Origin of the sequence: Hungatella hathewayi WAL-18680, from assembly GCF_000235505.1 — a bacterium.
GTDB lineage: Bacteria > Bacillota > Clostridia > Lachnospirales > Lachnospiraceae > Hungatella_A > Hungatella_A hathewayi_A.
Genome location: NZ_JH379027.1, coordinates 3,302,061 through 3,326,776, shown reverse-complemented (window position 1 = coordinate 3,326,776; position 24,716 = coordinate 3,302,061). Strand labels below are relative to the sequence as shown.

The following is a 24,716-nucleotide window of genomic DNA, read 5'->3' as shown; positions in this document are numbered from 1 at the left end:
GCGCGCGAAAAATACATCGACTGTTATGAAGAGAGAGGGTTAAAATGGCCATTCTCTCTTTTATTTTGGAGAAAGGAGGCTCACTTATGTTGGAAAGCGAATTTCAGAACAAATTGATTCAAGAACTGAAAAGAATGTTCAAAGGCTGTATCGTAACAAAACTGGATTCCAGTCATATCCAGGGAATTCCTGATTTGCTGATTCTTTATAACGATAAGTGGGCCACTTTAGAATGTAAAAAAAGCGTTCGCGCCAAGAAACAACCGAACCAAGAATATTATGTTGGACGAATGAACGAGATGTCGTTCTCAAGATTTATTTGTCCTGAAAATAAGGAGGAAGTGTTACATGATCTTCAACAAGCATTCTGCTCTTGAAGGGCAACACGCCTTTCTTGGCGCAAGTAAATACCATTGGATCAACTATGATGAATCCAAAGTTGCAGAATCGTATTCAAAATTTCTGGCAACTCAAAAGGGAACAGAACTTCACGATTTTGCTGCAAAGTGTATCTCACTTGGGCAGAAACTTCCAAAGTCTCAGAAAACATTGAATATGTATGTAAATGATGCCATTGGCTTCAAGATGGTTCCCGAACAACCTCTTTTCTATTCGGAAAATTGTTTTGGAACAACAGATGCGATTACGTTTCGAAATCGGATGCTTCGCATTCATGATTTAAAAACCGGCGTCATTCCCGCGCACATGGAGCAGCTTGAAATATATGCTGCTCTTTTTTGTTTGGAATACAAAATCAAGCCAGCCGACATTGAAATGGAACTTCGGATTTATCAGAACAACCAGATTCTTTATGAGAATCCAACGGCTGAAACCATTGTTCCCATCATGGACAAGATCATCACATTTGACAAAGTAATCAACAAAATCAAAGAACAGGAGGGCTAACTTATGAATCCGATTGCAGAAGAAATTTTGATGCATTATGGAATGCCCCGCCGTTCCGGTCGTTATCCGTGGGGATCTGGTGATAATCCGTATCAGCATAGTGGAGATTTTCTGAGTCGAGTGGATGAACTGAAAAGTCAGGGTATGAGTGATACCGAAATTGCAAAAGCCATGGGTTTAACCACCACTCAATACCGTACGCAGAAATCGTTAGCAAAAGATGAACGTCGTGCGCTGGATGTGGCGAGAGCAAAATCTCTTCGAGAAGATGGTTTGAGCTTAAATGAAATTGCGAAAGAAATGGGCTTCGCAAACGACTCTTCTGTTCGTTCGCTTTTGAATGAAAATTCTGAGGTTCGTATGAACCAAGCTAAGACAACTGCTGAAATTATCAAAAAGCAAATTGACGAAAAAGGCATGATTGATGTTGGTGCCGGTGTGGAACGTGAACTTGGAATTTCCAAGGAGAAACTGAATGAAGCACTCTATATGCTGGAGATGGAGGGTTATCCTGTTTACGGCGGACGAGTGGATCAGGTAACAAATCCTGGGAAGAAAACAACGCTTCGTGTGATTTGTCCTCCTGGAACAGAGCATAAAGAGATTTACGATTTTGAGAATATCAATTCTCTGAAAGATTATGTCTCTCATGATGATGGGGAATCTTTTGATCCCAAATTTGTTTATCCCAAAAGCATGGATTCAAAGCGGTTGCAGATTCGGTATTCGGAAGATGGCGGCGAATTGAAGGATGGTGTTGTGGAAATTCGAAGAGGTGTTGACGACCTGTCTCTTGGAGAATCCCATTATGCTCAGGTTCGCATCTTAGTTGACAAGACACACTACATCAAAGGGATGGCGGTTTATTCAGATGACCTTCCTGATGGCGTGGATGTTATGTTCAACACCAATAAGAAAAAAGGGACACCTAAAATGGATGTTCTGAAACCAATCAAAGATGACCCGGATAACCCGTTCGGTTCTTTAATTAAAGAGGGAGTTAATGACCCGGATAACCCCACTACTGAAAGAGGAGGTCAGAGTTACTACTATGATAAAAATGGGAAGAAACAGCTTTCCCTTATCAACAAGCGAGCAGAAGAAGGGGATTGGGGCGAATGGGCAGACAAGCTTCCATCTCAGTTTCTGTCGAAACAGAGTAGAACTTTGATAAAGAAGCAGTTGAATTTAGCGGCCGCAGACAAGCAGTCTGAATTTGATGAGATTTGTTCTCTTACGAATCCAACAGTGAAAAAGGTTCTTTTGAAATCTTTTGCTGATGACTGCGATGCAGCCGCTGTTCATTTACAGGCAGCCGCTCTTCCCAGACAGAAGTATCAAGTTATTCTTCCATTGACATCTATCAAGGACAATGAGGTCTATGCTCCGAACTACAAGAATGGAGAAACAGTAGCTCTTGTGCGGTATCCACATGGTGGAACTTTTGAGATTCCAATCTTAACTGTTAATAATAAGCAGCCAGAAGGAAGAAGAGTTCTTGGGAATACACCAGCAGACGCTATTGGCATTAACAAAAAGGTTGCTGACCGTCTTTCCGGAGCTGACTTCGATGGCGATACTGTCATGGTGATTCCTTGTAATTCTTCTAATAGTAGGGTGAAGATTACTTCTACTCCACAATTAAAGGGGTTGGAAGGATTCGATCCTAAGATGTCTTATGGGACCGTTAAGAAAGGTGACGATTATTGTAACAGCGGCGGTCAGAAGATTAAGATTATGAAAAACACCCAGACAGAAATGGGTAAGATTTCAAACTTGATTACTGATATGACTTTAAAAGGTGCTACTCAGGATGAGCTTGCAAGAGCTGTACGTCACAGTATGGTCGTCATCGACGCAGAGAAGCATAAGCTAGACTACAAGAAGAGTGAGCAGGACAATGGTATTACGGCTTTGAAGAAGAAGTACCAGGCTCATGATGACGATGATGGTTATGGCGGAGCTTCTACGCTGATTTCTCGTGCCAAGTCTGAGACTTCTGTGTTGAAAAGAAAAGGAAGCCCGATCATTGACAAGGAAACCGGAGAGCAAAGTTGGAAGAGCGTCAGGGAGGAGTACATAGATAAGAACGGAAAGACCCAGGTGCGGACTCAAAAGAGTACCAAGATGGCAGAAACCAGAGACGCCCGTAGTTTATCTTCTGGGACACCACAGGAAGAGGCGTATGCGGACTATGCAAATACCATGAAGTCCCTGGCTAATCAGGCCCGTAGGGAGATGGTTAATAGCGGAAAGATAGCCTACTCTGCTTCAGCAAAACAGACCTACCAGACAGAGGTTGATTCTCTTATGGCCAAGCTTAATGTGGCTTTAAAGAACGCCCCCCGCGAGCGTCAGGCACAGACCATGGCAAACTCTATTGTGTCCGCCAAGAAAAAAGATAACCCCGATATGACAAAAGCCGAAATCAAGAAGGCTAATCAACAGGCCCTTACTGCGGCCCGTACTGCTGTTGAGGCCAAGAGAACCCCTGTCGAGATTACAGATCGTGAGTGGGAAGCGATTCAAGCCGGCGCTATCAGCGAGAACAAGCTTACCCAGATTCTCAACAATACAAACATAGATACAGTCAGACAGAGAGCTACTCCGCGTGCAACAACAACCCTTAGTTCTGCCAAAGTAAATCGTATTGCGGCGCTGAATGCTTCTGGCTATAGCACTGCTGAGATAGCAGCGGCTTTGGGTGTTTCCAGTTCTACTGTGTCGAAGTATCTGAATGGAAAGGAGTGAACAAAGTAAATGGCGAAGAAGTGTATGCTTACAACCATTGACAATCCTTTCGATCCATTTGAACAGTTCACTTCATGGTTACTGTTTGATGAGGAAAAAGGTTATCATTCATGTTCGTATCTTGGTAGAATTGCCAGAACCTCGGACCAACTCTCCGATGAAGAGAATGACTTGGAAGTTGAACGAGCAATTGATGAGATCGTAAAATACGATTTCCGAAACATTTACAAAAAAGTTACGCGAGACGCGGTGGCTGTCTAGGTATCAGATGGTATAGGGGGGGGTAGCAAAAATCGCACCCCCCTCCGTCATCGCGGCGGTCTTTAAAAATTCCCCGGGGGTATTTTTCGGAGAATGTTTTTACCTCCCGGCAGTATTTAACAGAGCTCATAAGGTTGGCTAAGTAATAAGCTGTGGTTCTTTTTACTCTTTTTTCTCCTTTCGGTAAAAAAGTTACAGTCAGCCTTGTGGGTTCTTTTAAATACTGCCGGAAAACTTTTATGAAACTATTGAAGAACAGACGGGAAGGAGGCAGTAAATGGCTAGAAAAGTAAAGAGTTCTGAATCGACAGGTTCTTCCAAAAAGATTCGTCCTGCTTTGACTCCGGAAGCAAGGGAACTTCAGATGATTTCTCTGGCTGTTGACCTGGCTGAAAGACAATTGCTGGAAGGGACTGCTTCTTCTCAGGTCATTACTCACTATTTAAAACTGGGCTCTTCCAGAGAGAAGCTTGAGAGGGAGAGACTGGAGGAAGAGAACAATCTGTTGCGGGCAAAAGTAAGAGCTATTGACTCCACAGATGAGATTAAAGATCTCTATAAGGACGCCATCAATGCGTTTCGTATATACAGTGGACAGGGTAACGATGATGATTAGGACATATTCGGAATTATCGAAATTGAAGACTTTTAAAGAACGATACGAGTATCTTCGTTTGGGCGGAGTCATCGGGGCAGACACGTTTGGGTTTGACCGATATCTGAATCAGATTTTCTATCGGTCTATGGAGTGGAAGTCAGTTCGTGATTTTGTGATTGTGAGAGATAACGGATGTGACCTCGGAATAGAAGGTCGTGAGATATGTGGGAAGATATTGATTCACCATATGAATCCGATTTCCGTGGAGGATATTTTAAAGAGAAGCGATTTTCTTTTAAATCCAGAATTTCTCATCTCAACAATTCTTACAACACATAATGCCATTCACTATGGAGATGAAAGTCTTCTTGTCACAGAACCTATTGTTCGAAGCAGAAACGATACATGTCCCTGGAAACATTGATGGAGAGGAGGTTATAGCGATTATGGAAAGCATACTGACATCAATTAAAAAGATGCTGGGTATTACAGAAGAGTATGAGCACTTTGATTCAGATCTTATCATACATATCAATTCAGTATTTATGATCTTGACGCAACTTGGTGTTGGTCCACCATCTGGATTCTCTGTTCAGGATAAAAGTGCTACATGGAAAGAATTCATTTCTGACGAGACAAAGTTGCAATTGGTAAAGTCGTATATGCAGATGAAGGTAAAGCTCCTGTTCGATCCGCCTTTGAGTTCCGCTGTAATGGCGTCTATGGAAAAGATGATTGCTGAGGCGGAGTGGAGACTGAATGTTGCAGCGGAAACTGACGAAGATAAGTCCGAAGAACACGAGTCCTACGATGGCGAGTATAGGGTAACGCCGAAAGCATTCCAATCTCAAATGCTGGATACTGAGAACAAAGTTCTGGATCGAAATATTGTGGTAACAGAAGTTCCGTATTACGAGACTGGGAACGCAGCAAACGGAGTGACATCATATATCGCAAAGGAGGGAGATTCAAAATGAGTAATGAAGCATTACTACAGCATCACGGGATTCTTGGGATGAAATGGGGCGTCCGAAGAACTCCCGAACAACTTGCAAGAGCAAGTGGAAAGAAGACGAGTTCCGATGATGAGGTGAAGAAGATGTCTGATTCGGAACTCCGCTCAAAGATCAACCGTCTTCAAATGGAAAAGCAGTATAAACAGCTTACCAGTTCAGAAATTTCTGTCGGTAGAAAGTTTGTACAGGATGTGCTGACCAATGCCGCAAAGCAGACCGCCACCAATTATGCATCGAAGTACATGACGAAGGGAATTGACGCGGTCATCAAGAAAGCAACAAGCAAGTAGGTGATTCAATTATGGCATTATCAAACACTGCCGTTCCCAAATACTACGGCATGTTTCGGGATGCCGTAATCAGGGGAGAGATACCGGTTTGTAAAGAAATCTCTATGGAGATGAACCGAATTGACGACCTAATAGCCAATCCTGGTATTTACTATGATGACCAGGCCGTCGAAGGATGGATTGCCTATTGCGAATCAGAACTAACATTGACGGACGGTTCTGATTTGAATTTGCTGGACTCGTTTAAATTGTGGGGCGAGCAGCTTTATGGATGGTACTACTTCGTCGAACGAAGTGTGTGGGAGCCAAGTTCTGACGGACATGGTGGCCGATATGTGAATAAAAGAATCAAGCAGCGTCTGACGAAGAAACAATATCTTATCGTTGGGCGAGGAGCTGCTAAATCTTTGTATGACACCTGTGTTCATTCCTATGGATTGAATATCGACACATCCACGACTCATCAAGTCACGACAGCCCCTACCATGAAACAGGCTGATGAGGTGATGTCACCTTTTCGCACTGCGATTACAAGGTCGAGAGGTCCATTGTTCCGGTTTCTGACAGAGGGCTCTTTGCAGAATACGACTGGTTCTAAAGCAAAGAGAATGAAATTGGCCTCCACCAAAAAGGGTATTGAGAATTTTCTCACAGGTTCGCTTTTGGAAGTGCGGCCAATGTCCATCGCAAAGCTTCAGGGATTACGACCTAAGATTTCTACAGTGGATGAGTGGCTGTCCGGTGATACTAGAGAAGATGTGGTTGGCGCTTTGGAGCAGGGTGCGTCTAAATTGGATGATTACATCATTGTCGCCACGAGTTCTGAGGGAACAGTGAGAAATGGAGCAGGCGACACAATCAAAATGGAGTTGATGGACATTCTCAAAGGAGAATATATCAATCCTCATGTTTCCATCTGGTGGTACAAACTCGATTCTATCGATGAAGTGGGCAATCCAGATATGTGGCTGAAGGCAAATCCCAATATTGGTAAAACGGTAAGCTATGAGACCTATCAACTCGATGTGGAAAGAGCGGAGAAGTCTCCGGCGGCCAGAAACGATATCTTGGCTAAGAGATTTGGATTGCCGATGGAGGGCTACACCTATTACTTCACATATGAAGAAACTCTTCCTCATAAGAAGAGAAGCTATTGGCAGATGCCCTGCTCTTTGGGAATTGATTTGTCGCAGGGGGATGATTTCTGTGCTTTTACGTTCCTTTTCCCGTTATCGAATGGTTCCTTTGGAGTTAAAACCAGGAACTACATTTCTTCATCGACTCTGATGAAACTTCCGGCAGCAATGAGAATCAAATACGACCAATTCATGGACGAAGGAAGCCTGATTGTCCTAGAGGGAACCGTTTTGGATATGATGGAAGTCTATGAAGATTTGGATAACCATATCACAGAATTTGGCTATGACGTTCGTTGCTTGGGGTATGACCCATACAACGCAAAGGAGTTCATTGAGAGATGGTCTTCTGAAAATGGTCCGTTTGGAATCGAAAAGGTAATACAGGGTGCTAAGACGGAATCCGTTCCTTTAGGAGAGTTAAAGAAACTTTCTGAGGAGCGGATGCTTTTGTTTGATGAAGAACTTATGACCTTTGCGATGGGGAACTGCATCGTTATGGAAGATACGAATGGAAACCGTAAATTGCTGAAAAAGCGTTATGACGCAAAGATTGATGCCGTGGCAGCTATGATGGATGCGTTTGTCGCTTTCAAGCTCAACCGAGATGCTTTCGAATAGGAGGTGACGATTTCAAAATGGAAGTTTCAATCGGTTCCAGGATTAAACATGCCTGGAACGCTTTTTTAAATAGAGACCCAACAGGTTTCTATCGGGACATAGGGGTTGGATATTCGTACAGGCCCGACCGTCCAAGACTCACAAGAGGAAATGAAAGATCTATCGTTACCTCTGTATATAATCGAATCGCATTGGATTGCGCTTCAATTAACATTCAACATGTCCGTCTGGACGACTCCGAAAGATTTCTTGAAAAAATTTCTTCGGGGCTAAATGATTGTCTGAATTTATCAGCCAACATTGACCAGACTGGGCGGGCTTTCCTTCAGGATGTGGTTTTGTCAATGCTCGATGAGGGATGTGTGGCGATTATCCCGGTGGATACGGATGATGACCCTGACACTACAGGCTCCTATAAAATCGAGTCAATGCGAACCGGGAAGATTCTGGAATGGTTTCCGAATCATATCAAAGTAAGAGTTTATAATGAGCGGACTGGATTAAAGGAAGACATTGTAGTTCCAAAAGATACGGTCGCCATTATTGAAAATCCGCTTTATGCGGTGATGAATGAGCCAAACTCAACGATGCAGCGTTTGATAAGAAAACTGAATTTATTGGACGTTGTTGATGAGCAGAGCAGTTCAGGAAAACTCGATTTAATTATCCAGCTTCCCTATGTGATAAAAACAGAAGCAAGGCGTCAACAGGCTGAGAAGAGGCGTGTCGAGATTGAGCGTCAGTTGGCCGGTTCTAAATATGGTATTGCGTATACTGATGGTACGGAGCGAATCACACAGTTGAATCGTTCTGTGGAAAATAATCTGATGAAGCAGATTGAATATCTAACGAGTATGCTATACAGCCAGTTAGGTATCACTCAGAGTATATTGGATGGTTCCGCAGACGAGAAGACCATGCTGAATTACTACAACCGTACTATTGAGCCGATCATTTCAGCAATCGTTGACGAAATGAAACGTAAGTTCCTTACTAAAACAGCCAGGTCTCAAAAGCAATCGATTCTGTTCTTCCGTGACCCCTTCAAACTTGTACCAGTAGCTGATCTGTCAGAAATTGCTGACAAATTCACAAGAAATGAGATTATGACATCAAACGAAATTCGCCAGATTATTGGTATGAAACCGTCTGATGATCCAAAAGCTGATGCGCTGAAGAACAGCAATATCAGTGAGGCCAAATCTGATCCTTCAAACGGTAGTTCTGATGTCGAATCCAATGAAAGTGATGCCGGAGCCGATTATGACAGTATCGTAAACGAGCTGCTTGACGGTCTTGAAAAGGAGATTGATGAAATTATAGGAAGCTATGTTTCGGATGATGAGGAGGAGTCCTAATGGATATTAACGAGCCTCTTCAACACTATGCATCTCCTTATTACGACCCGGTGAAAGCTCATGAATATTATATGAGAACCAGAGAACTCAAAGGGCGTCGTTCCACAATGAAGCTTAACGATGAGGGAAAGAAAGTCTGGGCTTATACAAAAAATGAGATTTCTGGTGAGAAGAAGGAAAAGGTAAAAGAAGAACAGGAAAAACGGAAACAAAAAATTGCTGAGCTGAGAGCAAAGGCCAAGGCGACCCGAGAGCAGATCTCGGCTAAATTAAAGGAACTGAATACTCAGCTTACCGAGGAATCTTCGTCGAGAAGGAGTAGGGTTGACTCCCGTAAAAAATCTGATTTGGAGGATATTGGAGAAGAAGTAGAAGACCAGAAAGAGCGTATCGATGAAAAGAAGAATACTGAGATCGAACGCTTAATGGCAATAGAAATTCCATCCGGGTTATCCAAAGAGGAAAGGGCAAAGCGAGTAGCGGAGCGAAATGAGAAAATTACAAAGCTTCGTGATGATGCCAGCGAGGATAAATCTAAGGTGAGTGAGCAGGCGAAAGCTGAAAAGGAAGAGGTGAGAACTTCCGCAAGTCTTAAGAAGAAGCGAATTACCGAGGACACCAAAGAAGAAAGGGCTGATAATTCTGCGAATGCTAAATCGGAAAGAGAAAAAGTTAGTACAGAGTTAAAGGCTGCCGTTACCGCCGCAAGGGAAGCTTATAAAGCGGCAAAAGAAAATCTTGATGCCACTTATGAAGATCTTTATCAGCAAGAGTTTGACAAGATAGCTTCCGAATATAAAGCGGTAAAGAAGAGGAAACGGAGGAAGTAGCAATGGCTTTCGCACAATACTGATAGAAGGAGTGATTTTCAAAATGGAGAAATACGATTTTAGTGGTTGGGCCACTAGAAACGATCTTCTTTGCACCGATGGCCGTACCATCAAAAGGGATGCGTTTAAGAACCAGAATGGACAAACTGTTCCACTAATTTGGGGACATAATCATTCCGATCCCAATCGTGTACTCGGTCATGGGGTACTGGAAAATCGTGATGAGGGCGTTTATGCCTACTGTAGTTTCAATGACAGTGAATCCGGACAGGCAGCGAAGAAGCTAGTTAAGCACGGAGATGTTCGTTCACTTTCTATTTGTGCCGGTCAGCTTAAACAGGCCGGAGCGAGTGTGATGCATGGCGTTATCTATGAACTGAGCCTTGTTCTGGCTGGAGCTAATCCGGGAGCTTTCATTGATTCTGTTATGGCTCACGGTGAGACTTCAGAAGACCGTACCATTATTGGATATGACGAGAACATTATGATTTATCATTCCGCCGAGGAGGATGACAAATCCGAGGAAAAGAAGGCGGAGGAGAAATCCAAATCTAAGGAAGATAAGACTTCTGAAGAAAAACCTGAGGAAGTTGAAGAGACAATTGAGCAGGTATTTAATACCCTCAATGAAAAGCAGAAAAATGTGGTTTATGCAATGATCGGACAGGCTATGGGGGAAACCGATAAGCCTGAAGATAAAAATGATGACGATTCTAAAGGAGGAAATACCGAGATGAAGCATAATGTGTTTGACAACGATAAGAAAAACGAAACCGGTGGCTTTCTGACGCATTCCGCACAGGAAGACATCATCAAGGCGGCGAAGACCAGCCAGGTTGGTACTTTCCAGACAGCGCTTCAGCTTTATGCGGAGCAGAACGGTCTTCAGCATGATGCTGTCAGCGGCGGATTTGTTCAGACCGGCGACGGAAATGTGACGAGTCTGTTCCCGGAATATCAGGAAGTGCGTCCGGGGGCTCCCGAACTCATTACCAATGACCAGGGCTGGATTACCAATGTGATGAAGAAAGTACATAAGAGCCCGATTTCCAGAATCAGAACCAGCCAGACCGATATTCGCGGTATTGATACACTTCGCGCCAGGGGCTACAAGAAAGGAAAAGAGAAGAAGCAGGCCGGAAATTTCAAGCTGGTACGCAGAACCACCGATCCGCAGACTGTTTATGTGAAGAATGCTCTGCATCGCGACGACATTGTCGATATCACAGATTTCGATTATGTAAAGTATCTGTATGACATCGACCGCCTGATGCTCGATGAAGAGCTGGCTATTGCGATGATGCTGGGGGACGGTCGTGATGATGGTGATGAGGGTAAGATCGATCCGGATAAGATCAGACCTATCTGGACCGATGATGACCTGTATACCATTCATGCAGATTTGGATGTTGCCGCCGCAAAAAATGAACTTCAGGGTACTAATACCGGCGTGAACTTTGGCGAGAACTATATTTACGCTGAAGCAATGATCAATGCGGTTTTGTATGCAAGAGAGGATTATAAGGGTACAGGCACTCCCGATATGTACATCACTCCTCACATGCTCAATGTAATGCTCCTGGCTCGTGATATGAACGGCCGCCGCATTTATAGCTCTAAATCAGAGCTGGCTTCTGCTCTGAATGTCGGGGAAATCCATACGGCCGAGCAGTTCGAAGGCAAGACTCGTAAGACGGACGACAGCAAGACCAAGAAGCTGCTTGCCATCATCACGAACCTGAATGACTACTCTCTGGGTGCTACGAAAGGCGGCGAAGTTACTCACTTCACGCAGTTTGATATCGACTTTAACCAGGAGAAGTCCCTTCTGGAAACCAGATGCTCCGGCGCTCTGACCAGAGTGTACTCCGCCATTGCGATTGAAGAGGACGTAACGGTAAACCCTTAATCAGCTTCTCCGTTAGTCCCGAAGATGGAGAAGCCAATCTGTTCGGGAAAACGGTAAATTCGTTACAGGAGAATATTGCTATCAGAGAGTCTGAGATTACCGGTACATTGAAGCATGTTACTGGATATACGGGATTTAGCAGTAATACTTCTGAGCAGGAAGGAAACTATCTTGCTTTGAAAGTTGATGCTGATTCCGAAGATGCAGTTGCGACCGTTGAACTCGTAGGTGGTACCAAAGGACCGGTTACGCTTGATGACGACATGAACATTGTACTCCTTATTAAGAATAAGGATACTCAGAGCATTAAGGTGACGGTAGACAATGGAGAAAATTCCACTACGAAGACTTATGGGCTTATTGGATTGACTTTGGAGACAGAGTAAAGGAGAAAATTCAAAATGGCAAAGTTTTTTGGGAAAATCGGCTATGCAATATCAAAGGACGTTCGTCCGGGTGTTTGGGACGGGGAAATTACTGAGCGAGAGTATTTCGGCGATTTGATTCGGAATACCAGTCGGTATCAGACTTCCGATAAACTCAATGACGATATCAACATTTCCAATGAGATTAGCATCGTGGCCGATCCTTTTGCTTATCAGAATTTTCACGCAATGCGGTATGTCGAGTTCATGGGAGCGAAGTGGAAGATTTCCAGTGTTGAAGTACAGTATCCGCGTCTGATTCTGACGGTAGGAGGTGTGTATAATGACTGATCGACGAATCCTGTTTCATAAACTGTTGTGCGAGATTTTATCTTGCCCGATAGAAGGTGAACAGTGCCGATGTTATTTTCAGCCTCCGGAATCTATTAAGATGAATTACCCCGCTATTGTATATAGCCTTGATGATGTAGACAAGACATATGCAAACGACGGGGTATATTTATCTAATCGAAGATATGCCGTTACCGTTATTGATAAAGATCCGGATACATCCTTGGTGCAGAAAGTAACGAATTTACCGATGAGCCGGTTTGACCGGCATTTCAAAAAAGATAACCTGAATCACTACATTTTTAATGTGTATTTCTAAGATTGGAGGAATAATTCAATGAGTAAGCTTATTTGGGATAAAGTTGGGGAACGCCTCTACGAAACTGGTGTTGATCATGGTGTTCTCTACCCGATTCAGACTGGTGGACAGTATAACAAAGGTGTTGCTTGGAACGGTCTGAGCGCGGTGACAGAGAGCCCTTCCGGGGCGGAGCCCTCCCCGATCTATGCGGATAACATCAAGTATCTGAACCTGATGTCCGCAGAGGATTTCGGCGGAACGATTGAGGCTTATACTTCTCCGAATGAATTTGCGGAGTGTGACGGTTCCGTTGAAGTCGCTCCTGGTGTCTTTGCAGGCCAGCAGAGCAGGAAGCAGTTTGGACTTTCTTATCGCACTATTCTTGGCAATGATGTAGATTCCAATGACTATGGTTATAAGCTGCATCTTGTTTATAATTGCCTTGCCTCTGTTTCTGAGAAAGGCTATACCACTGTGAATGACAGCCCGGAGGCAATCGCTCTGTCCTGGGAATTCAGCACGACTCCGGCGGAGATTGCGAAGATAATCGATGGTAAGAAGCTGAAACCTACCGCAATCCTTACACTGGATTCTACTAAGATTGATGCGAAGAAGCTGGCAGCTCTGGAAGAAATCCTGTATGGTAAAGACCCGACTACTCCAGAGGGTAATGATGGCGTTGATCCCAGACTGCCGTTTCCTGATGAAGTGATTGAGCTTCTGGCTGCTGAAGACCTCCCTTAATGAGCCTTTCTGTTAAGCCTGAAGACGGAGAGGCTGTTTTATTTGGAAAAGCAGTGAATGAATTGCAGAGTGATATGGTTGTTGCTGATGATGAAGTGACAGGCACTCTGAAGTATGTCAATGGTTATGTTGATTTCAGCAGTAATACTTCTGAGCAGTCGGGAAATTACCTGGCTCTCAAGATTGAGGCTGAGCCGGCTGAAGCAGAGACGGTTGTTGAGCTCGTAGGCGGTACTAAGGGACCGGTTGCGCTAGATGACGACATGAACATTGTACTCCTTATCAAGAATAAGGATACTCAGAGCATTAAGGTGACTGCCACGCACAACGGGGAAAGCATCACGAAGATTTATGGTCTTTCTGGGCTTACCTTGGAAACAGAATAACGATAGGAAGCCTCGTATTCAATGTGCGGGGCTTCTTTTTATTTGAAAGGAGAAAAAATTATGCTGAAGAAAACCATTCCCTATATCGATCTGAACGGTGTCGAAAGAAAAGAGGATTTCTATTTCCATCTGTCAAAGCCGGAAATTGTCAAGATGCAGACAAGCGTGAAGGGCGGCTATGATGTACAGCTCAAAAGTATTGGTGCCGGCGCTGATGGCGGCCAGATTATGGAATTCTTTGAAGATCTCATTAAGAAAGCTTACGGTGTCAAGAGTGAAGATGGCCGTCGCTTTATGAAGTCTGAGGAGATTTCCAGATCCTTTATGGAATCTCCTGCTTATGAGATTCTCTTTGAGGAACTGGTTACGAATGACAAGACAGCAGCAGACTTTGTGAATGCGGTGATGAACATCGGCAATTCTGCCACAGCTCCTGCAATTGCAGCAAACACTCAGAATTAATGGAGAGGTGAGAGATGCTCCGAATCACAATACCATCCACGGAATTCTGGGATGAGGTGAAGCAAGAGTTTGTTTACACAAAGGCTCAGACCTTGCAATTGGAGCATTCTCTTGTTTCTCTTTCAAAATGGGAATCGAGATGGAATAAGCCGTTTCTGACGAAGCAGGAAAAAACTTTGGAAGAAACCATCGATTATGTAAAATGTATGACTCTTACACAGAACGTGAACCCGGAAGTTTATAACTATCTGACAAACAGCAATATCAATGAGGTCAATCGGTATATTGCTCTTCCTATGACTGCCACCCGGTTTTTCGAGGAGAAAAAAACGCAGGGAAGCAGAGAGCAGATTACGGCAGAACTCGTTTATTACTGGATGATAGCTTTAAATATTCCATTTGAATGTCAGAAATGGCATCTCAATAAACTGTTTACTTTGATAAGAGTATGCGATGTGAAGAGCAGGCCGCCGAAGAAACATAGCCGCAGAGAAATTATGAAACGGAATGCGGCACTAAATGCGGCCCGTAAAAAGAAATGGAATACGAAAGGGTGATTACTATGAGTAACAGCAGCTTGGTGAATTGTACGGTAAAAAGTCCAAACCATAGTGGAGCCAGAACGCATTCAATCGACCGGATCACTCCGCATTGTGTGGTCGGTCAGCTTTCAGCGGAATCTATTGGGGGCTGCTTTGACAGTAGTAACGTACAGGCTTCTTGCAACTATGGAATTGGTAGTGACGGACGTGTGGTTCTTTGCGTGGATGAAGCAAACAGAAGCTGGTGTTCTTCCAGCAATGCGAATGATCAGCGTGCTGTGACGATTGAATGTGCCAGTGATATGACTCATCCGTATGCCATGACTGATGCAGTATATGAAAAGCTGGTTGCTCTGTGTGTTGACATCTGCCGGAGAAATGGTAAGACAAAACTCCTTTGGTTTGGCGACAAGGACAAATCTCTGAACTACAGTCCCAAATCAAACGAGATGATCCTTACGGTTCATCGGTGGTTTGCCAACAAATCTTGTCCTGGGGATTGGCTGTATTCCAGGCTGGGGAATCTTGCGAATCGGGTAACTGCTCAGCTTGGCGGAAGTACGACTGACAGCGTCCAGAAAACCTACAAAACTGGACTTTACAAAGTCAACATCGGTGATTTGAATATTCGCAAAGGCCCTGGGACGAATTACGGAACCAATGGGATGATTACTGACCGAGGTACTTACACGATTACTGAAATTCAGAACGGTTACTGGGGCAGGTTGAAATCCGGTGCAGGATGGATCAGCGTTCATGAAGCTTACTGTACCTATAAAGGCGCAGCTTCTTCTGATTCTGGTGGATCAGTAGAGAAGCCTTCTGGAAATTTTCTGGTTCAGGTGGACATTTCCGATCTGTATATCCGTAAAGGTCCCGGAACGAATTACGGAACCAATGGTTTCTGTCCGAAAGGAGTCTACACCATCGTCGAGGTTAAAACTGGCGCTGGTTCTGATGCTGGATGGGGTAAGTTGAAATCTGGAGCAGGATGGATCTCACTGGATTACGCAACTCGAATTTAAAGAGGATACACGATGATAAGTTTCAGACAAAAGGGTGACTTCTCCAAGTTGACACGCTTTCTGGAGAGAGCAAAAGAAGCGGTTCACATCGGAGACCTGGACAAGTTTGGTAAAGAGGGAGTAGCCGCCCTTGCGTCTGCAACACCAGTGGATTCTGGGGAGACGGCGAATTCCTGGTATTACGAAATTGAGAATCGGAAAGGTTCGGTTACAATTTCATTTCATAATTCAAATGTTCAAAATGGAGTTCCAATCGCTGTTATTTTGCAGTATGGACACGGAACTCGAAACGGCGGCTGGGTACAGGGGCGAGATTACATCAATCCTGCTATCCAGCCTATTTTTGACGAAATTGCAAATAACGCATGGAAGGAGGTTACTAAGCTATGAGTAAGACGATTGATGAAAGAGTCGTTGAAATGCGATTCGATAACAAACAGTTTGAGCAGAATGTTCAGACCAGTATATCTTCAATTGAAAAGCTCGAAAAAAGCTTAAACTTAAAAGGTGCCTCCAAAGGATTGGATGACGTTAATGCCGCAGCAAAAAATTGCAATATGACTCCGCTTTCCAATGCGGTCGAAACAGTAAAGATGCGATTTTCGGCGTTGGAAGTCATGGCAGTTACGGCTCTGGCGAACATCACAAATTCAGCGTTAAATGCTGGTAAAAATATTGTTTCTGCACTGACAATCGATCCGATTAAGACTGGATTTCAGGAGTATGAAACACAGATCAATGCAGTTCAGACTATTCTTGCCAATACACAGAGCAAGGGGACAACCATTGACCAGGTAAATGCTGCTCTTGATGAGTTGAACAAATACGCTGATCAGACGATTTACAATTTTACGGAAATGACCCGTAACATTGGTACTTTCACGGCTGCCGGTGTTGACTTGGATAAATCAGTAACGTCAATCAAAGGTATTGCCAACTTAGCAGCAGCTTCGGGTTCTAATGCTTATCAGGCCAGTACCGCCATGTATCAGCTTTCGCAGGCGATTGCAGCGGGCAAGGTTAGTTTGCAAGATTGGAATTCCGTTGTAAATGCTGGAATGGGCGGTCAGCTATTTCAAGATGCCTTAACTCGAACCGCAGAACATTTCGGAACCAACATGGACGCGATGATTGAACAGTATGGTTCATTCAGAGCTTCTCTGACCGAAGGTGGATGGCTGACAACAGAGGTGTTGACCGAAACTCTGACACAGTTGTCTGGAGCTTACTCGGAAGCAGATCTTATCGCTCAGGGATATACGGAAGAACAAGCTAAAGAGATTACAAAACTGGCTCAGACAGCATTGGATGCAGCTACCAAGGTAAAGACATTCACGCAGTTATGGGACACCTTGAAAGAATTTGTTCAGTCTGGTTGGACTCAGAGTTGGGAAATCATCATTGGTGATTTCGAAGAGGCAAAAGAACTTTTAACTGAGGTTAGCAACGCCCTTGGCAACATGGTAAATGCTTCTGCCGAAGCGAGAAATAAGATGTTGCAGGATTGGAAAGATCTTGGCGGACGAACTGCGTTGATTGAAGCAGTAAGGAATGCTTTCGAGGGTGTTTTAAGCATTATAAAGCCAGTTAAAGAAGCGTTTAGAGAAGTCTTTCCGCCGATGACTGGAGAACAGCTTTACAATCTCACTGTAGGATTACAGGAACTAACAGAAAAATTCAAAATGGGCGAAGAAACAGCGAATAACCTGAAGAGAACATTCAAAGGGGTATTCGCTTTATTTGATATTGGACTTCAAGGTGTCAAAGCGCTTGTTGGTGGATTTGCAGATTTGATTGGTTATGTGGCTCCGGCCGGAGATGGAATTCTTGGGTTTACAGCCAGCGTTGGAGATTTCATTGTTGGTATTGATGAAGCTATTAAATCGTCTGATGCCTTTAACAAAGCTATCGAAGGAATCGGGAATTTCCTGAAACCAATTGCGGATGGAATAAAGACTTTTGTAAAAACAGTTGCCGATGCGTTCAGCGAGTTTGCGAATGTTGATACCAGTGGTCTCGATAATTTTGCGGATAAGGTACAGACTCGGTTTGAACCGTTTGTAAAATTAGGAGAGTTGGTAAAGAAGGCATTTGAAGGAATTATTGGGATTGTCGAGAAGGTAGCGCCTGTTTTATCGAAGCTGGGTTCCATTGTCGCAAATGCGTTTGGAAACCTTGGAGAAGCAATTCTTACAGCATTTGATACAGCGAGTTTCGATCCGATTTTGGACTTAATCAATACGGGATTGTTTTCTGCAATTCTGATTGGAGTGAAAAAATTCATTGACTCTTTATCGGAGATCACAGAAAATGGCGGCGGAATTCTTGGTTCGTTCAAAGATATTTTGGATGGAGTTAAGGGGAGCCTCGAAGCATGGCAGTCGAGTCTAAAGGCCGGGACTCTTCTGAAAATTGCCGGCGCTATGGCAATCCTGACCGCAGCGATTGTGGCATTGTCTCTGGTTGATTCCGAGAAGCTAAATGCGTCCTTGGGGGCTTTGAGTGTTCTGTTTGTTGAACTGCTTGGTTCAATGGCCATCTTTGAAAAGATAATGAACGGAGCAGCAATCAAAGGAATGGGACAGTTGACCATTGCGATGATTGGGATGTCTACTGCCGTTCTTATTCTTGCAGGCGCAGTTCAGAAACTATCTGGTTTGGATTGGGACGAGCTTCTGAAAGGATTGGTCGGTGTTGCTGGGTTATCTGCTATTCTGGTAGCGTCTGCAACAGCGCTTTCCAAAACATCGAAGGGGCTGATAAAAGGTTCTGCCGGTTTGGTAGTATTTGCGGCAGCGATTCGAGTTCTTGTAGGAGCAGTTGAAGATTTAGGAGCTTTGGATGTGGGCTCTTTGGCTAAAGGTCTAATCGGAGTCGGCGTTCTTTGCACAGAACTGGCGTTGTTCCTGAAGGCTACAGATTTGGATGGAATGGGTGTTCTGAAAGGAACCGGATTGGTTCTTCTTGCAGCGTCCATCAATATTCTGGCGGATGCGGTTAAGGCATTTGGAGATCTGGACACTTCAAACCTGATTCAAGGACTATCTGCGGTTGCCGTGGTTCTTACCGAACTGGCGGTATTCACCAAAGTTACGGCTAACGCGAAGCATGTAGTTTCCACCGCTACAGCGATGACGATTCTTGGAGCAGCCATGCTCGTGTTTGGAGAAGCAGTGAAAAAGATGGGGAACCTGACTTGGGGAGAGATTGGACGAGGTCTTACCACGATGGCCGGTTCTCTGGCGGCCGTGACAGTTGCGATGAATCTACTTCCAAAAGGAATGGTGTCGAAAGCGACTGGAATGGTAGAGGTCGGTGCAGCATTACTCATTATCGGCGAAGCAGTCCGAAATATGGGCGGAATGTCCTGGGATGAAATCGCCAGAGGACTGGTAACCCTTGCAGGTTCCATGACCATTCTTGTTGTGGCACTCAACGCAATGAAAACTGCACTTCCGGGTGCGGCAGCGGTTCTTACCGTGTCCGCTGCATTGGCGATATTTACCCCGGTTCTCAAGTCATTGGGGAATATGTCTTGGGAGAGCATCGCCAAAGGGTTGGTGGCACTGGCAGGTTCTTTCACGGTTCTCGGTGTCGCAGGAGTGGCATTAGGGCCATTGACCCCAGCTATTTTAGGACTTTCGGCCGCCATTGCTGTGTTGGGAGTAGGATGTCTGGCCGCAGGTGCTGGCATTCTCGCATTTTCCACTGGACTTTCTGCTTTGGCAGTATCTGGAGCGGCGGGAGCAGCATCTCTAGTAGTGGCAGTATCCAGTATTCTCAGTTTGATTCCGTTGCTGTTCGAATCTATCGGGGAAGGAATCCTTTCTCTTGCTGGAGTAATCGCAAATGGCGGGCCAGCTATTGCCGAGGCATTTACAGCATTGGTTCTTGCCGCAGTCGATGCTTTGGTTACGGCTGTACCAGCAGTTGTGGACGGGCTATTTGTCCTGATCGACAGTGTCCTTTCGGCTCTGGTCGAACACACACCGACCATCGTGGAGCAGTTATTCGATATTCTGATTGGGATTATTCAGGCTATCACAACGAAACTACCGGAATTGATTAAAGCTGGCGTAGAGTTACTGATGGCTTTCTTTGACGGGGTAATCGACGCCTTGAGTGGCATTGATGTGAATGTACTCATCAAAGGAATCGCTGGAATTGGTTTGCTCTCAGCAATTATGCTTGCTCTCAGTGCTGTTGCTTCCTTGGTACCTGGGGCTATGGTTGGTGTTCTCGGAATGGGTGCAGTCATTGCGGAGTTGGCATTGGTTCTGGCGGCTGTCGGCGCTCTGGCTCAGATTCCTGGGTTGGAATGGCTTATCGGTGAGGGCGGAAATCTTCTTCAGGGAATTGGTACGGCTATCGGTCAATTTGTTGGCGGAATTGTCGGCGGTTTCATGTCTGGAGTTTCAAGTCAATTCCCTCAAATTGGTTCAGATCTTTCTGCGTTTATGACGAATGTGCAGCCATTTATCGAGGGTGCTACACAGCTTGATCCCTCTATGCTGGACGGCGTAAAAGCATTGGCAGAAACAATTCTTATTCTGACCGCTGCCGATATTTTGAACGGATTGACTTCCTGGATTACAGGAGGATCTTCTCTGAGCGACTTTGCTACTCAACTCGTTCCATTCGGTGAAGCGATGCGAGATTTCTCTATCGCCATTGCTGGTATGGACGGGGAATTGGTGGCAAATGCGGCTACGGCGGGAAGGACACTTGCGGAGATGGCGGCAACCCTTCCGAATTCCGGAGGAGTCATCGGCTTCTTTACGGGAGAGAACGATATGAGTGCTTTCGGCGCCCAGCTTATTCCATTTGGCGAAGCAATGATGGGGTTTGCAAATGCCGTAAGAGGACTGGATGTAGATACTGTAACGAATGCTGCTACCGCAGGAAAGGCTATGGCTGAAATGGCAACCACAATTCCGAATTCTGGAGGCGTGGTAGGTTTCTTTGTTGGCGAAAATGATATGGATGCGTTTGGCGAGCAGCTTGTACCGTTTGGCGAGGCGATGATGCTGTTCTCTCAGGCGGTAAGAGGTTTGGATGCGAATGTAATCGTGGAATCTGCTACTGCGGGAAAGGCTTTAATCGAATTAGCAAATACTGTTCCCAACAGTGGCGGTGTCGTGGGCTTCTTTACGGGAGAGAACGACATGGACACGTTCGGGGAGAAGTTGGTGCCATTTGGCAGAGCGATGAAATCCTACTCTGACGCAATTGCAGGTATTGATGTGGAGGCCGTTACAAATTCCGCAACGGCTGGCAAAGCAGTAGTTGAGTTGGCGAATACGTTACCGAATACGGGTGGATTGGTAAGCTGGTTTACCGGAGACAATGATATTGCCGCCTTTGGCACAAGTTTGGTTTCCTTTGGTAAGAGCTTCGCACAATATTCCGACTATATGAAAGATGTGGATGCGAACATCGTTACCACTACAACCAATGCTGCTACATCCATTGTTGAGCTTCAGAAAAGTCTTCCAAAAGAAGGCGGATGGTTCTCCGATGATATGACACTTGCCAGTTTTGGTAGTGATATGGCATCGTTCGGTTCCCATTTCAGTAATTATTACAACAGCATCAGTGGTATTGATACGACGTTGTTGTCCGGAGTGATCACCCAGACAAACCGGCTTGTCGGTATGGCAAATGGGATGGTTGGTCTGGATACAAGCGGTATGACTTCCTTCAGCTCTGCGTTGACAACGCTTGGTGAAACCGGTGTAACCGGATTTATCAATGCATTCAATAATGCAGAATCGAAAGTAACAGCCGCGGCTTCAAGTATGTTGTCGTCCTTCATCAATGGTGCAAATGCGAAGAAATCCGAACTGACAACGACATTCACTACGCTGGTTCAGACTGTCTTGACGGCGATCAACGGAAAACAAGGCGAGTTCCAAACCAGCGGTTCCACGCTTATGGTTAAATTTATCGCCGGTGTACGGTCTCAGGATAGTTCTTCCAGAACAACCTTTACCAATATCGTTAGCGGTTGTTTGACTGTAATACGAAATAAGTACGGGGAATTTACGTCAACCGGAACCCAGACGATGGTGAAGCTTATTGCCGGTGTCAGATCGCAGGACAGTAGTGCGAGGCTGGCGTTTACAAACATTATCAGCGCTTGTCTTACGGTGATTAAAAATAAATATGCGGAGTTTACCTCGACTGGTAGAGAGTGCATGGTTAAATTTATCGCCGGTGTGAGAAGCAAAGATAGTGAACTCCGAACAGCTTTTACAACTACGCTGAGTGGCTCTGTAACCGCCATCAAAGACTATTATAGTCAGTTCAAATCTGCCGGTTCATACTTGGTCGATGGTTTCTGTGATGGTATCAGCGAAAATACTTGGAAAGCGGAAGCAAAAGCAAGAGCCATGGCAGCCGCAGCCGCTGAAGCAGCGGAAGACGAATTGGACGAGCATTCTCCTTCTAAACGCTTTTACGGAATCGGTAACTTTGCAGGAGTCGGTTTCATAAATGCGTTGATTGACAATGTATCCAAGGCTGGAAAGGCTGGACGGGAAATTGCCAGATCTTCTATTGATGGATTGAATGATATCATTTCCAGGATTGCAGACTATGTAGATGCAGACATGGATGTTCAGCCTACCATTCGACCGGTTCTTGACCTATCCGCCGTAGAAGCAGGGAGCGGAAGGTTGAATACTTTGTTTAGCAGAAATCAGGCATTATCTGTCAGCACTGGGATGAATGACCGAGTTTCCGAGATAGAAGTTCAAAATGGAGAAAGTTCTCCTACAGGAAATACCTATCAATTCACGCAAAACAATTATTCGCCTAAGGCTCTGTCGAGAATTGATATTTATCGGCAGACAAAGAATCAATTTTCGGCGATGAAAGGGCTGGTGGGTAACACATGATTAGAGCAGTAACTGTAACTAATTATTTGGGCGAATCAAAAAGATTTGAATTAGCGTTCCCGGAGGAATCCGGGTTCGCCGTTCAATCTATCAGCGGATTGGGACCGAGCAAAGCAGATATTAACACGACAGAAATCTCTACGAATGACGGATCGCTGTATAACTCGGCAAGAGTAAATTCCAGAAATATTGTTATGTCTCTGAAACTGATGTTTAATCCTCAGATTGAAGACACAAGACATGACTCCTACAAATACTTTCCGATAAAGAAGAAAGTAACGCTTCTCATAGAGACAGATAATCGTATTTGTGAGACTTATGGTTATGTGGAATCAAATGAACCAGATATTTTCAGCAGCGATGAGACGACGCAGATTTCCATCGTGTGTCCTGATCCTTATTTTTATTCTGCTGGTCCGGATGGAACTAATACCACTATCTTCTATGGAGTGGAACCTCTGTTTGAGTTCGCTTTTTCGAATGAATCTTTAACCGAGTCCTTGATTGAATTTGGCGAGATTAAGAATGAAACCGAGCAGACGGTATATTACTCCGGTGATGCCGAGATCGGGGTTGTGATTACCATTCATGCCATCGGAAATGTGAGAAATATCACGATTTACAATACCGGGACGAGAGAGGTAATGCGTATTGATACAGATAAATTGGAGCAGCTAACCGGTTCTGGAATGGTTGCCGGCGATGAAATCATTATCTCCACCATTAAAGGGGATAAATCAATTACGCTTCTTCGAAACGGTATCTACACCAATATTTTAAACTGCCTTGATAAAGATTCTGACTGGTTTCAGCTATCCAAAGGCGATAATATTTTCGCTTATGTGGTGGAAGAAGGAACGACCAATGTGCAGTTTAAGATTGAAAACAGAACAGCGTTTGAGGGGGTATAGTTATGGAATTGATTGTTCTGGACACTTTTCTGAAAATGCTTTCTGTGCTTGATACCTTTGAGTCTCTGATATGGACGGAGCGGTATTCTGCCTATGGAGATTTCGAGGTATATACAAGCATTAACGATTCTGTTCTTGAAATCCTGAAAGACGACTACTATCTCTGGCTGAAAGAATCCGACCAGACCATGATTGTCGAGGACAGAAAGATTGAGTCTGATGCCGAAAACGGAAACCACTTTACGGTCACTGGAAGGTCATTGGAATCCATTCTGGAGCGCCGCATTATTTGGAAGCAAACGATTCTGAGCGGAAACTTTCAAAATGGAATCAAAAAGCTGCTGGATGAGAATATCATCAATCCTTCCGATGCTTCCCGAAAGGTAGAAGGACTGATATTCGAGGCATCCACGGACCCGGCGATTACCGGACTGACGGTAGATGCACAGTTTACCGGAGACAATCTGTATGATGCCATTAAAAAGCTGTGCGATTCCAAGAATGTCGGTTTCCGAATCAAGCTGTCCGATGATAACAAGTTCGTCTTTAAGCTCTATGCAGGCGCAGATCGTTCTTACGACCAGTTTACGAATCCATATGTCATCTTTTCTCCAAAATTTGAGAATGTAATCAATACCAATTATCTGGAATCAAAGAAGACTTTAAAAACAGTTACTTTGGTTGCCGGAGAGGGGGAAGGAGCTGATCGGAGGACTACAACCGTGGCTTGTGCATCTGGTGCCGGAACAGGTTTGAATCGAAGGGAGCTTTATACGGATGCTAGGGATGTTTCTTCGACCGTGGATAATGAAACCTTGACGGACACTGAGTATAATGCACAGCTTTCTCAAAGAGGTTTAGAGAATCTGGCTGAGAACATCGCAACCAAATCCTTTGAGGGAAAGGTTGAATCAACGAGGATGTACCGATATGGAGAGGATTTCTTCTTAGGCGATATGGTACAGATTGTGAATGAATACGGAATTGAGGGGAAAGCTCGGGTAACGGAATTCATTCGCTCTCAGAGCAAAGAAGGACTCGACTCGTATCCGAC

Annotated in this window: 22 protein-coding genes; all 22 read left to right on the top strand. The window is 44.6% G+C overall.

Annotated elements, in window-relative coordinates; translation table 11 throughout:
* The first annotated feature begins 86 nt into the window (after positions 1 to 86).
* Entirely contained in the window at positions 87 to 377 is a 291-nt protein-coding gene (locus tag HMPREF9473_RS15095; RefSeq protein ID WP_006781008.1) for a hypothetical protein, read from the top strand.
* On the top strand, positions 349 to 906 hold the full coding sequence (locus HMPREF9473_RS15090; RefSeq protein WP_006781007.1) for a DUF2800 domain-containing protein: 558 nt from the start codon (positions 349 to 351) through the stop codon (positions 904 to 906). The genes HMPREF9473_RS15095 and HMPREF9473_RS15090 overlap by 29 nt, the downstream gene beginning before the upstream one ends.
* A gap of 3 nt (positions 907 to 909) precedes the next feature.
* The gene (locus tag HMPREF9473_RS15085; RefSeq protein WP_006781006.1) at positions 910 to 3,657 is read left to right on the top strand and encodes a helix-turn-helix transcriptional regulator; all 2,748 of its coding nucleotides are present in this window, start codon (positions 910 to 912) and stop codon (positions 3,655 to 3,657) included.
* Positions 3,658 to 3,666: 9 nt separating this feature from the next.
* Positions 3,667 to 3,918 carry a hypothetical protein gene (locus tag HMPREF9473_RS15080; protein WP_006781005.1) on the top strand — a complete coding sequence of 84 codons (252 nt, stop codon included), beginning with the start codon at positions 3,667 to 3,669 and terminating at the stop codon, positions 3,916 to 3,918.
* A 277-nt stretch (positions 3,919 to 4,195) separates the two neighbouring features.
* Entirely contained in the window at positions 4,196 to 4,534 is a 339-nt protein-coding gene (locus HMPREF9473_RS15075) for a hypothetical protein (protein ID WP_006781004.1), read from the top strand.
* A gap of 365 nt (positions 4,535 to 4,899) precedes the next feature.
* Positions 4,900 to 5,493 (top strand): phage head-tail connector protein, encoded by a 594-nt coding sequence (locus tag HMPREF9473_RS15065; RefSeq protein WP_242830809.1) that lies wholly within the window; start codon positions 4,900 to 4,902, stop codon positions 5,491 to 5,493.
* Positions 5,490 to 5,822 (top strand): DUF7211 domain-containing protein, encoded by a 333-nt coding sequence (locus HMPREF9473_RS15060; RefSeq protein WP_006781001.1) that lies wholly within the window; start codon positions 5,490 to 5,492, stop codon positions 5,820 to 5,822. The genes HMPREF9473_RS15065 and HMPREF9473_RS15060 overlap by 4 nt, the downstream gene beginning before the upstream one ends.
* A gap of 11 nt (positions 5,823 to 5,833) precedes the next feature.
* Positions 5,834 to 7,579, top strand: coding sequence for a terminase TerL endonuclease subunit (locus HMPREF9473_RS15055; protein WP_006781000.1), 1,746 nt, complete (start codon positions 5,834 to 5,836; stop codon positions 7,577 to 7,579).
* Positions 7,580 to 7,596: 17 nt separating this feature from the next.
* The gene (locus HMPREF9473_RS15050) at positions 7,597 to 8,937 is read left to right on the top strand and encodes a phage portal protein (protein ID WP_006780999.1); all 1,341 of its coding nucleotides are present in this window, start codon (positions 7,597 to 7,599) and stop codon (positions 8,935 to 8,937) included.
* Positions 8,937 to 9,767, top strand: coding sequence for a hypothetical protein (locus HMPREF9473_RS15045; RefSeq protein WP_006780998.1), 831 nt, complete (start codon positions 8,937 to 8,939; stop codon positions 9,765 to 9,767). Before HMPREF9473_RS15050 ends, HMPREF9473_RS15045 begins: the two co-directional genes overlap by 1 nt.
* Positions 9,768 to 9,810: 43 nt before the next feature.
* Complete coding sequence (locus tag HMPREF9473_RS15040) at positions 9,811 to 11,676, top strand: HK97 family phage prohead protease (RefSeq protein WP_006780997.1); 1,866 nt, start codon at positions 9,811 to 9,813, stop codon at positions 11,674 to 11,676.
* Positions 11,677 to 11,783: 107 nt separating this feature from the next.
* Positions 11,784 to 12,062, top strand: coding sequence for a hypothetical protein (locus HMPREF9473_RS27935; RefSeq protein ID WP_242830808.1), 279 nt, complete (start codon positions 11,784 to 11,786; stop codon positions 12,060 to 12,062).
* A gap of 15 nt (positions 12,063 to 12,077) precedes the next feature.
* On the top strand, positions 12,078 to 12,392 hold the full coding sequence (locus HMPREF9473_RS15030; RefSeq protein WP_006780995.1) for a DUF7253 family protein: 315 nt from the start codon (positions 12,078 to 12,080) through the stop codon (positions 12,390 to 12,392).
* A 337-nt stretch (positions 12,393 to 12,729) separates the two neighbouring features.
* Complete coding sequence (locus HMPREF9473_RS15020; protein ID WP_006780993.1) at positions 12,730 to 13,437, top strand: hypothetical protein; 708 nt, start codon at positions 12,730 to 12,732, stop codon at positions 13,435 to 13,437.
* Positions 13,437 to 13,823, top strand: a complete 387-nt coding sequence (locus HMPREF9473_RS28205; RefSeq protein ID WP_006780992.1) for a hypothetical protein — start codon at positions 13,437 to 13,439, stop codon at positions 13,821 to 13,823. Before HMPREF9473_RS15020 ends, HMPREF9473_RS28205 begins: the two co-directional genes overlap by 1 nt.
* A gap of 60 nt (positions 13,824 to 13,883) precedes the next feature.
* Positions 13,884 to 14,285: a hypothetical protein gene (locus HMPREF9473_RS15010; protein WP_006780991.1), complete on the top strand. Its 402-nt coding sequence runs from the start codon at positions 13,884 to 13,886 to the stop codon at positions 14,283 to 14,285.
* A 14-nt stretch (positions 14,286 to 14,299) separates the two neighbouring features.
* The gene (locus HMPREF9473_RS15005) at positions 14,300 to 14,842 is read left to right on the top strand and encodes a hypothetical protein (RefSeq protein ID WP_006780990.1); all 543 of its coding nucleotides are present in this window, start codon (positions 14,300 to 14,302) and stop codon (positions 14,840 to 14,842) included.
* A gap of 5 nt (positions 14,843 to 14,847) precedes the next feature.
* Entirely contained in the window at positions 14,848 to 15,852 is a 1,005-nt protein-coding gene (locus HMPREF9473_RS15000; protein WP_006780989.1) for an N-acetylmuramoyl-L-alanine amidase, read from the top strand.
* A gap of 12 nt (positions 15,853 to 15,864) precedes the next feature.
* Positions 15,865 to 16,242 (top strand): HK97 gp10 family phage protein, encoded by a 378-nt coding sequence (locus HMPREF9473_RS14995; RefSeq protein WP_006780988.1) that lies wholly within the window; start codon positions 15,865 to 15,867, stop codon positions 16,240 to 16,242.
* The gene (locus HMPREF9473_RS14990; RefSeq protein ID WP_006780987.1) at positions 16,239 to 22,751 is read left to right on the top strand and encodes a tape measure protein; all 6,513 of its coding nucleotides are present in this window, start codon (positions 16,239 to 16,241) and stop codon (positions 22,749 to 22,751) included. Before HMPREF9473_RS14995 ends, HMPREF9473_RS14990 begins: the two co-directional genes overlap by 4 nt.
* Positions 22,748 to 23,662 (top strand): phage distal tail protein, encoded by a 915-nt coding sequence (locus tag HMPREF9473_RS14985; RefSeq protein WP_006780986.1) that lies wholly within the window; start codon positions 22,748 to 22,750, stop codon positions 23,660 to 23,662. The genes HMPREF9473_RS14990 and HMPREF9473_RS14985 overlap by 4 nt, the downstream gene beginning before the upstream one ends.
* Positions 23,663 to 23,664: 2 nt before the next feature.
* A partial coding sequence (locus HMPREF9473_RS14980; protein WP_006780985.1) for a siphovirus ReqiPepy6 Gp37-like family protein occupies positions 23,665 to 24,716 on the top strand: 1,052 nt, incomplete at its 3' end.

Excerpts from the sequence above, each read along its gene's own strand:
- HMPREF9473_RS15095 (WP_006781008.1), top strand. The coding sequence starts at position 87 with ATGTTGGAAAGCGAATTTCAGAACAAATTGATTCAAGAACTGAAAAGA.
- HMPREF9473_RS15090 (WP_006781007.1), top strand. The coding sequence starts at position 349 with ATGATCTTCAACAAGCATTCTGCTCTTGAAGGGCAACACGCCTTTCTT.
- HMPREF9473_RS15085 (WP_006781006.1), top strand. The coding sequence starts at position 910 with ATGAATCCGATTGCAGAAGAAATTTTGATGCATTATGGAATGCCCCGC.
- HMPREF9473_RS15080 (WP_006781005.1), top strand. The coding sequence starts at position 3,667 with ATGGCGAAGAAGTGTATGCTTACAACCATTGACAATCCTTTCGATCCA.
- HMPREF9473_RS15075 (WP_006781004.1), top strand. The coding sequence starts at position 4,196 with ATGGCTAGAAAAGTAAAGAGTTCTGAATCGACAGGTTCTTCCAAAAAG.
- HMPREF9473_RS15060 (WP_006781001.1), top strand. The coding sequence starts at position 5,490 with ATGAGTAATGAAGCATTACTACAGCATCACGGGATTCTTGGGATGAAA.
- HMPREF9473_RS15055 (WP_006781000.1), top strand. The coding sequence starts at position 5,834 with ATGGCATTATCAAACACTGCCGTTCCCAAATACTACGGCATGTTTCGG.
- HMPREF9473_RS15050 (WP_006780999.1), top strand. The coding sequence starts at position 7,597 with ATGGAAGTTTCAATCGGTTCCAGGATTAAACATGCCTGGAACGCTTTT.
- HMPREF9473_RS15045 (WP_006780998.1), top strand. The coding sequence starts at position 8,937 with ATGGATATTAACGAGCCTCTTCAACACTATGCATCTCCTTATTACGAC.
- HMPREF9473_RS15040 (WP_006780997.1), top strand. The coding sequence starts at position 9,811 with ATGGAGAAATACGATTTTAGTGGTTGGGCCACTAGAAACGATCTTCTT.
- HMPREF9473_RS15030 (WP_006780995.1), top strand. The coding sequence starts at position 12,078 with ATGGCAAAGTTTTTTGGGAAAATCGGCTATGCAATATCAAAGGACGTT.
- HMPREF9473_RS15020 (WP_006780993.1), top strand. The coding sequence starts at position 12,730 with ATGAGTAAGCTTATTTGGGATAAAGTTGGGGAACGCCTCTACGAAACT.
- HMPREF9473_RS28205 (WP_006780992.1), top strand. The coding sequence starts at position 13,437 with ATGAGCCTTTCTGTTAAGCCTGAAGACGGAGAGGCTGTTTTATTTGGA.
- HMPREF9473_RS15010 (WP_006780991.1), top strand. The coding sequence starts at position 13,884 with ATGCTGAAGAAAACCATTCCCTATATCGATCTGAACGGTGTCGAAAGA.
- HMPREF9473_RS15005 (WP_006780990.1), top strand. The coding sequence starts at position 14,300 with ATGCTCCGAATCACAATACCATCCACGGAATTCTGGGATGAGGTGAAG.
- HMPREF9473_RS15000 (WP_006780989.1), top strand. The coding sequence starts at position 14,848 with ATGAGTAACAGCAGCTTGGTGAATTGTACGGTAAAAAGTCCAAACCAT.
- HMPREF9473_RS14995 (WP_006780988.1), top strand. The coding sequence starts at position 15,865 with ATGATAAGTTTCAGACAAAAGGGTGACTTCTCCAAGTTGACACGCTTT.
- HMPREF9473_RS14990 (WP_006780987.1), top strand. The coding sequence starts at position 16,239 with ATGAGTAAGACGATTGATGAAAGAGTCGTTGAAATGCGATTCGATAAC.
- HMPREF9473_RS14985 (WP_006780986.1), top strand. The coding sequence starts at position 22,748 with ATGATTAGAGCAGTAACTGTAACTAATTATTTGGGCGAATCAAAAAGA.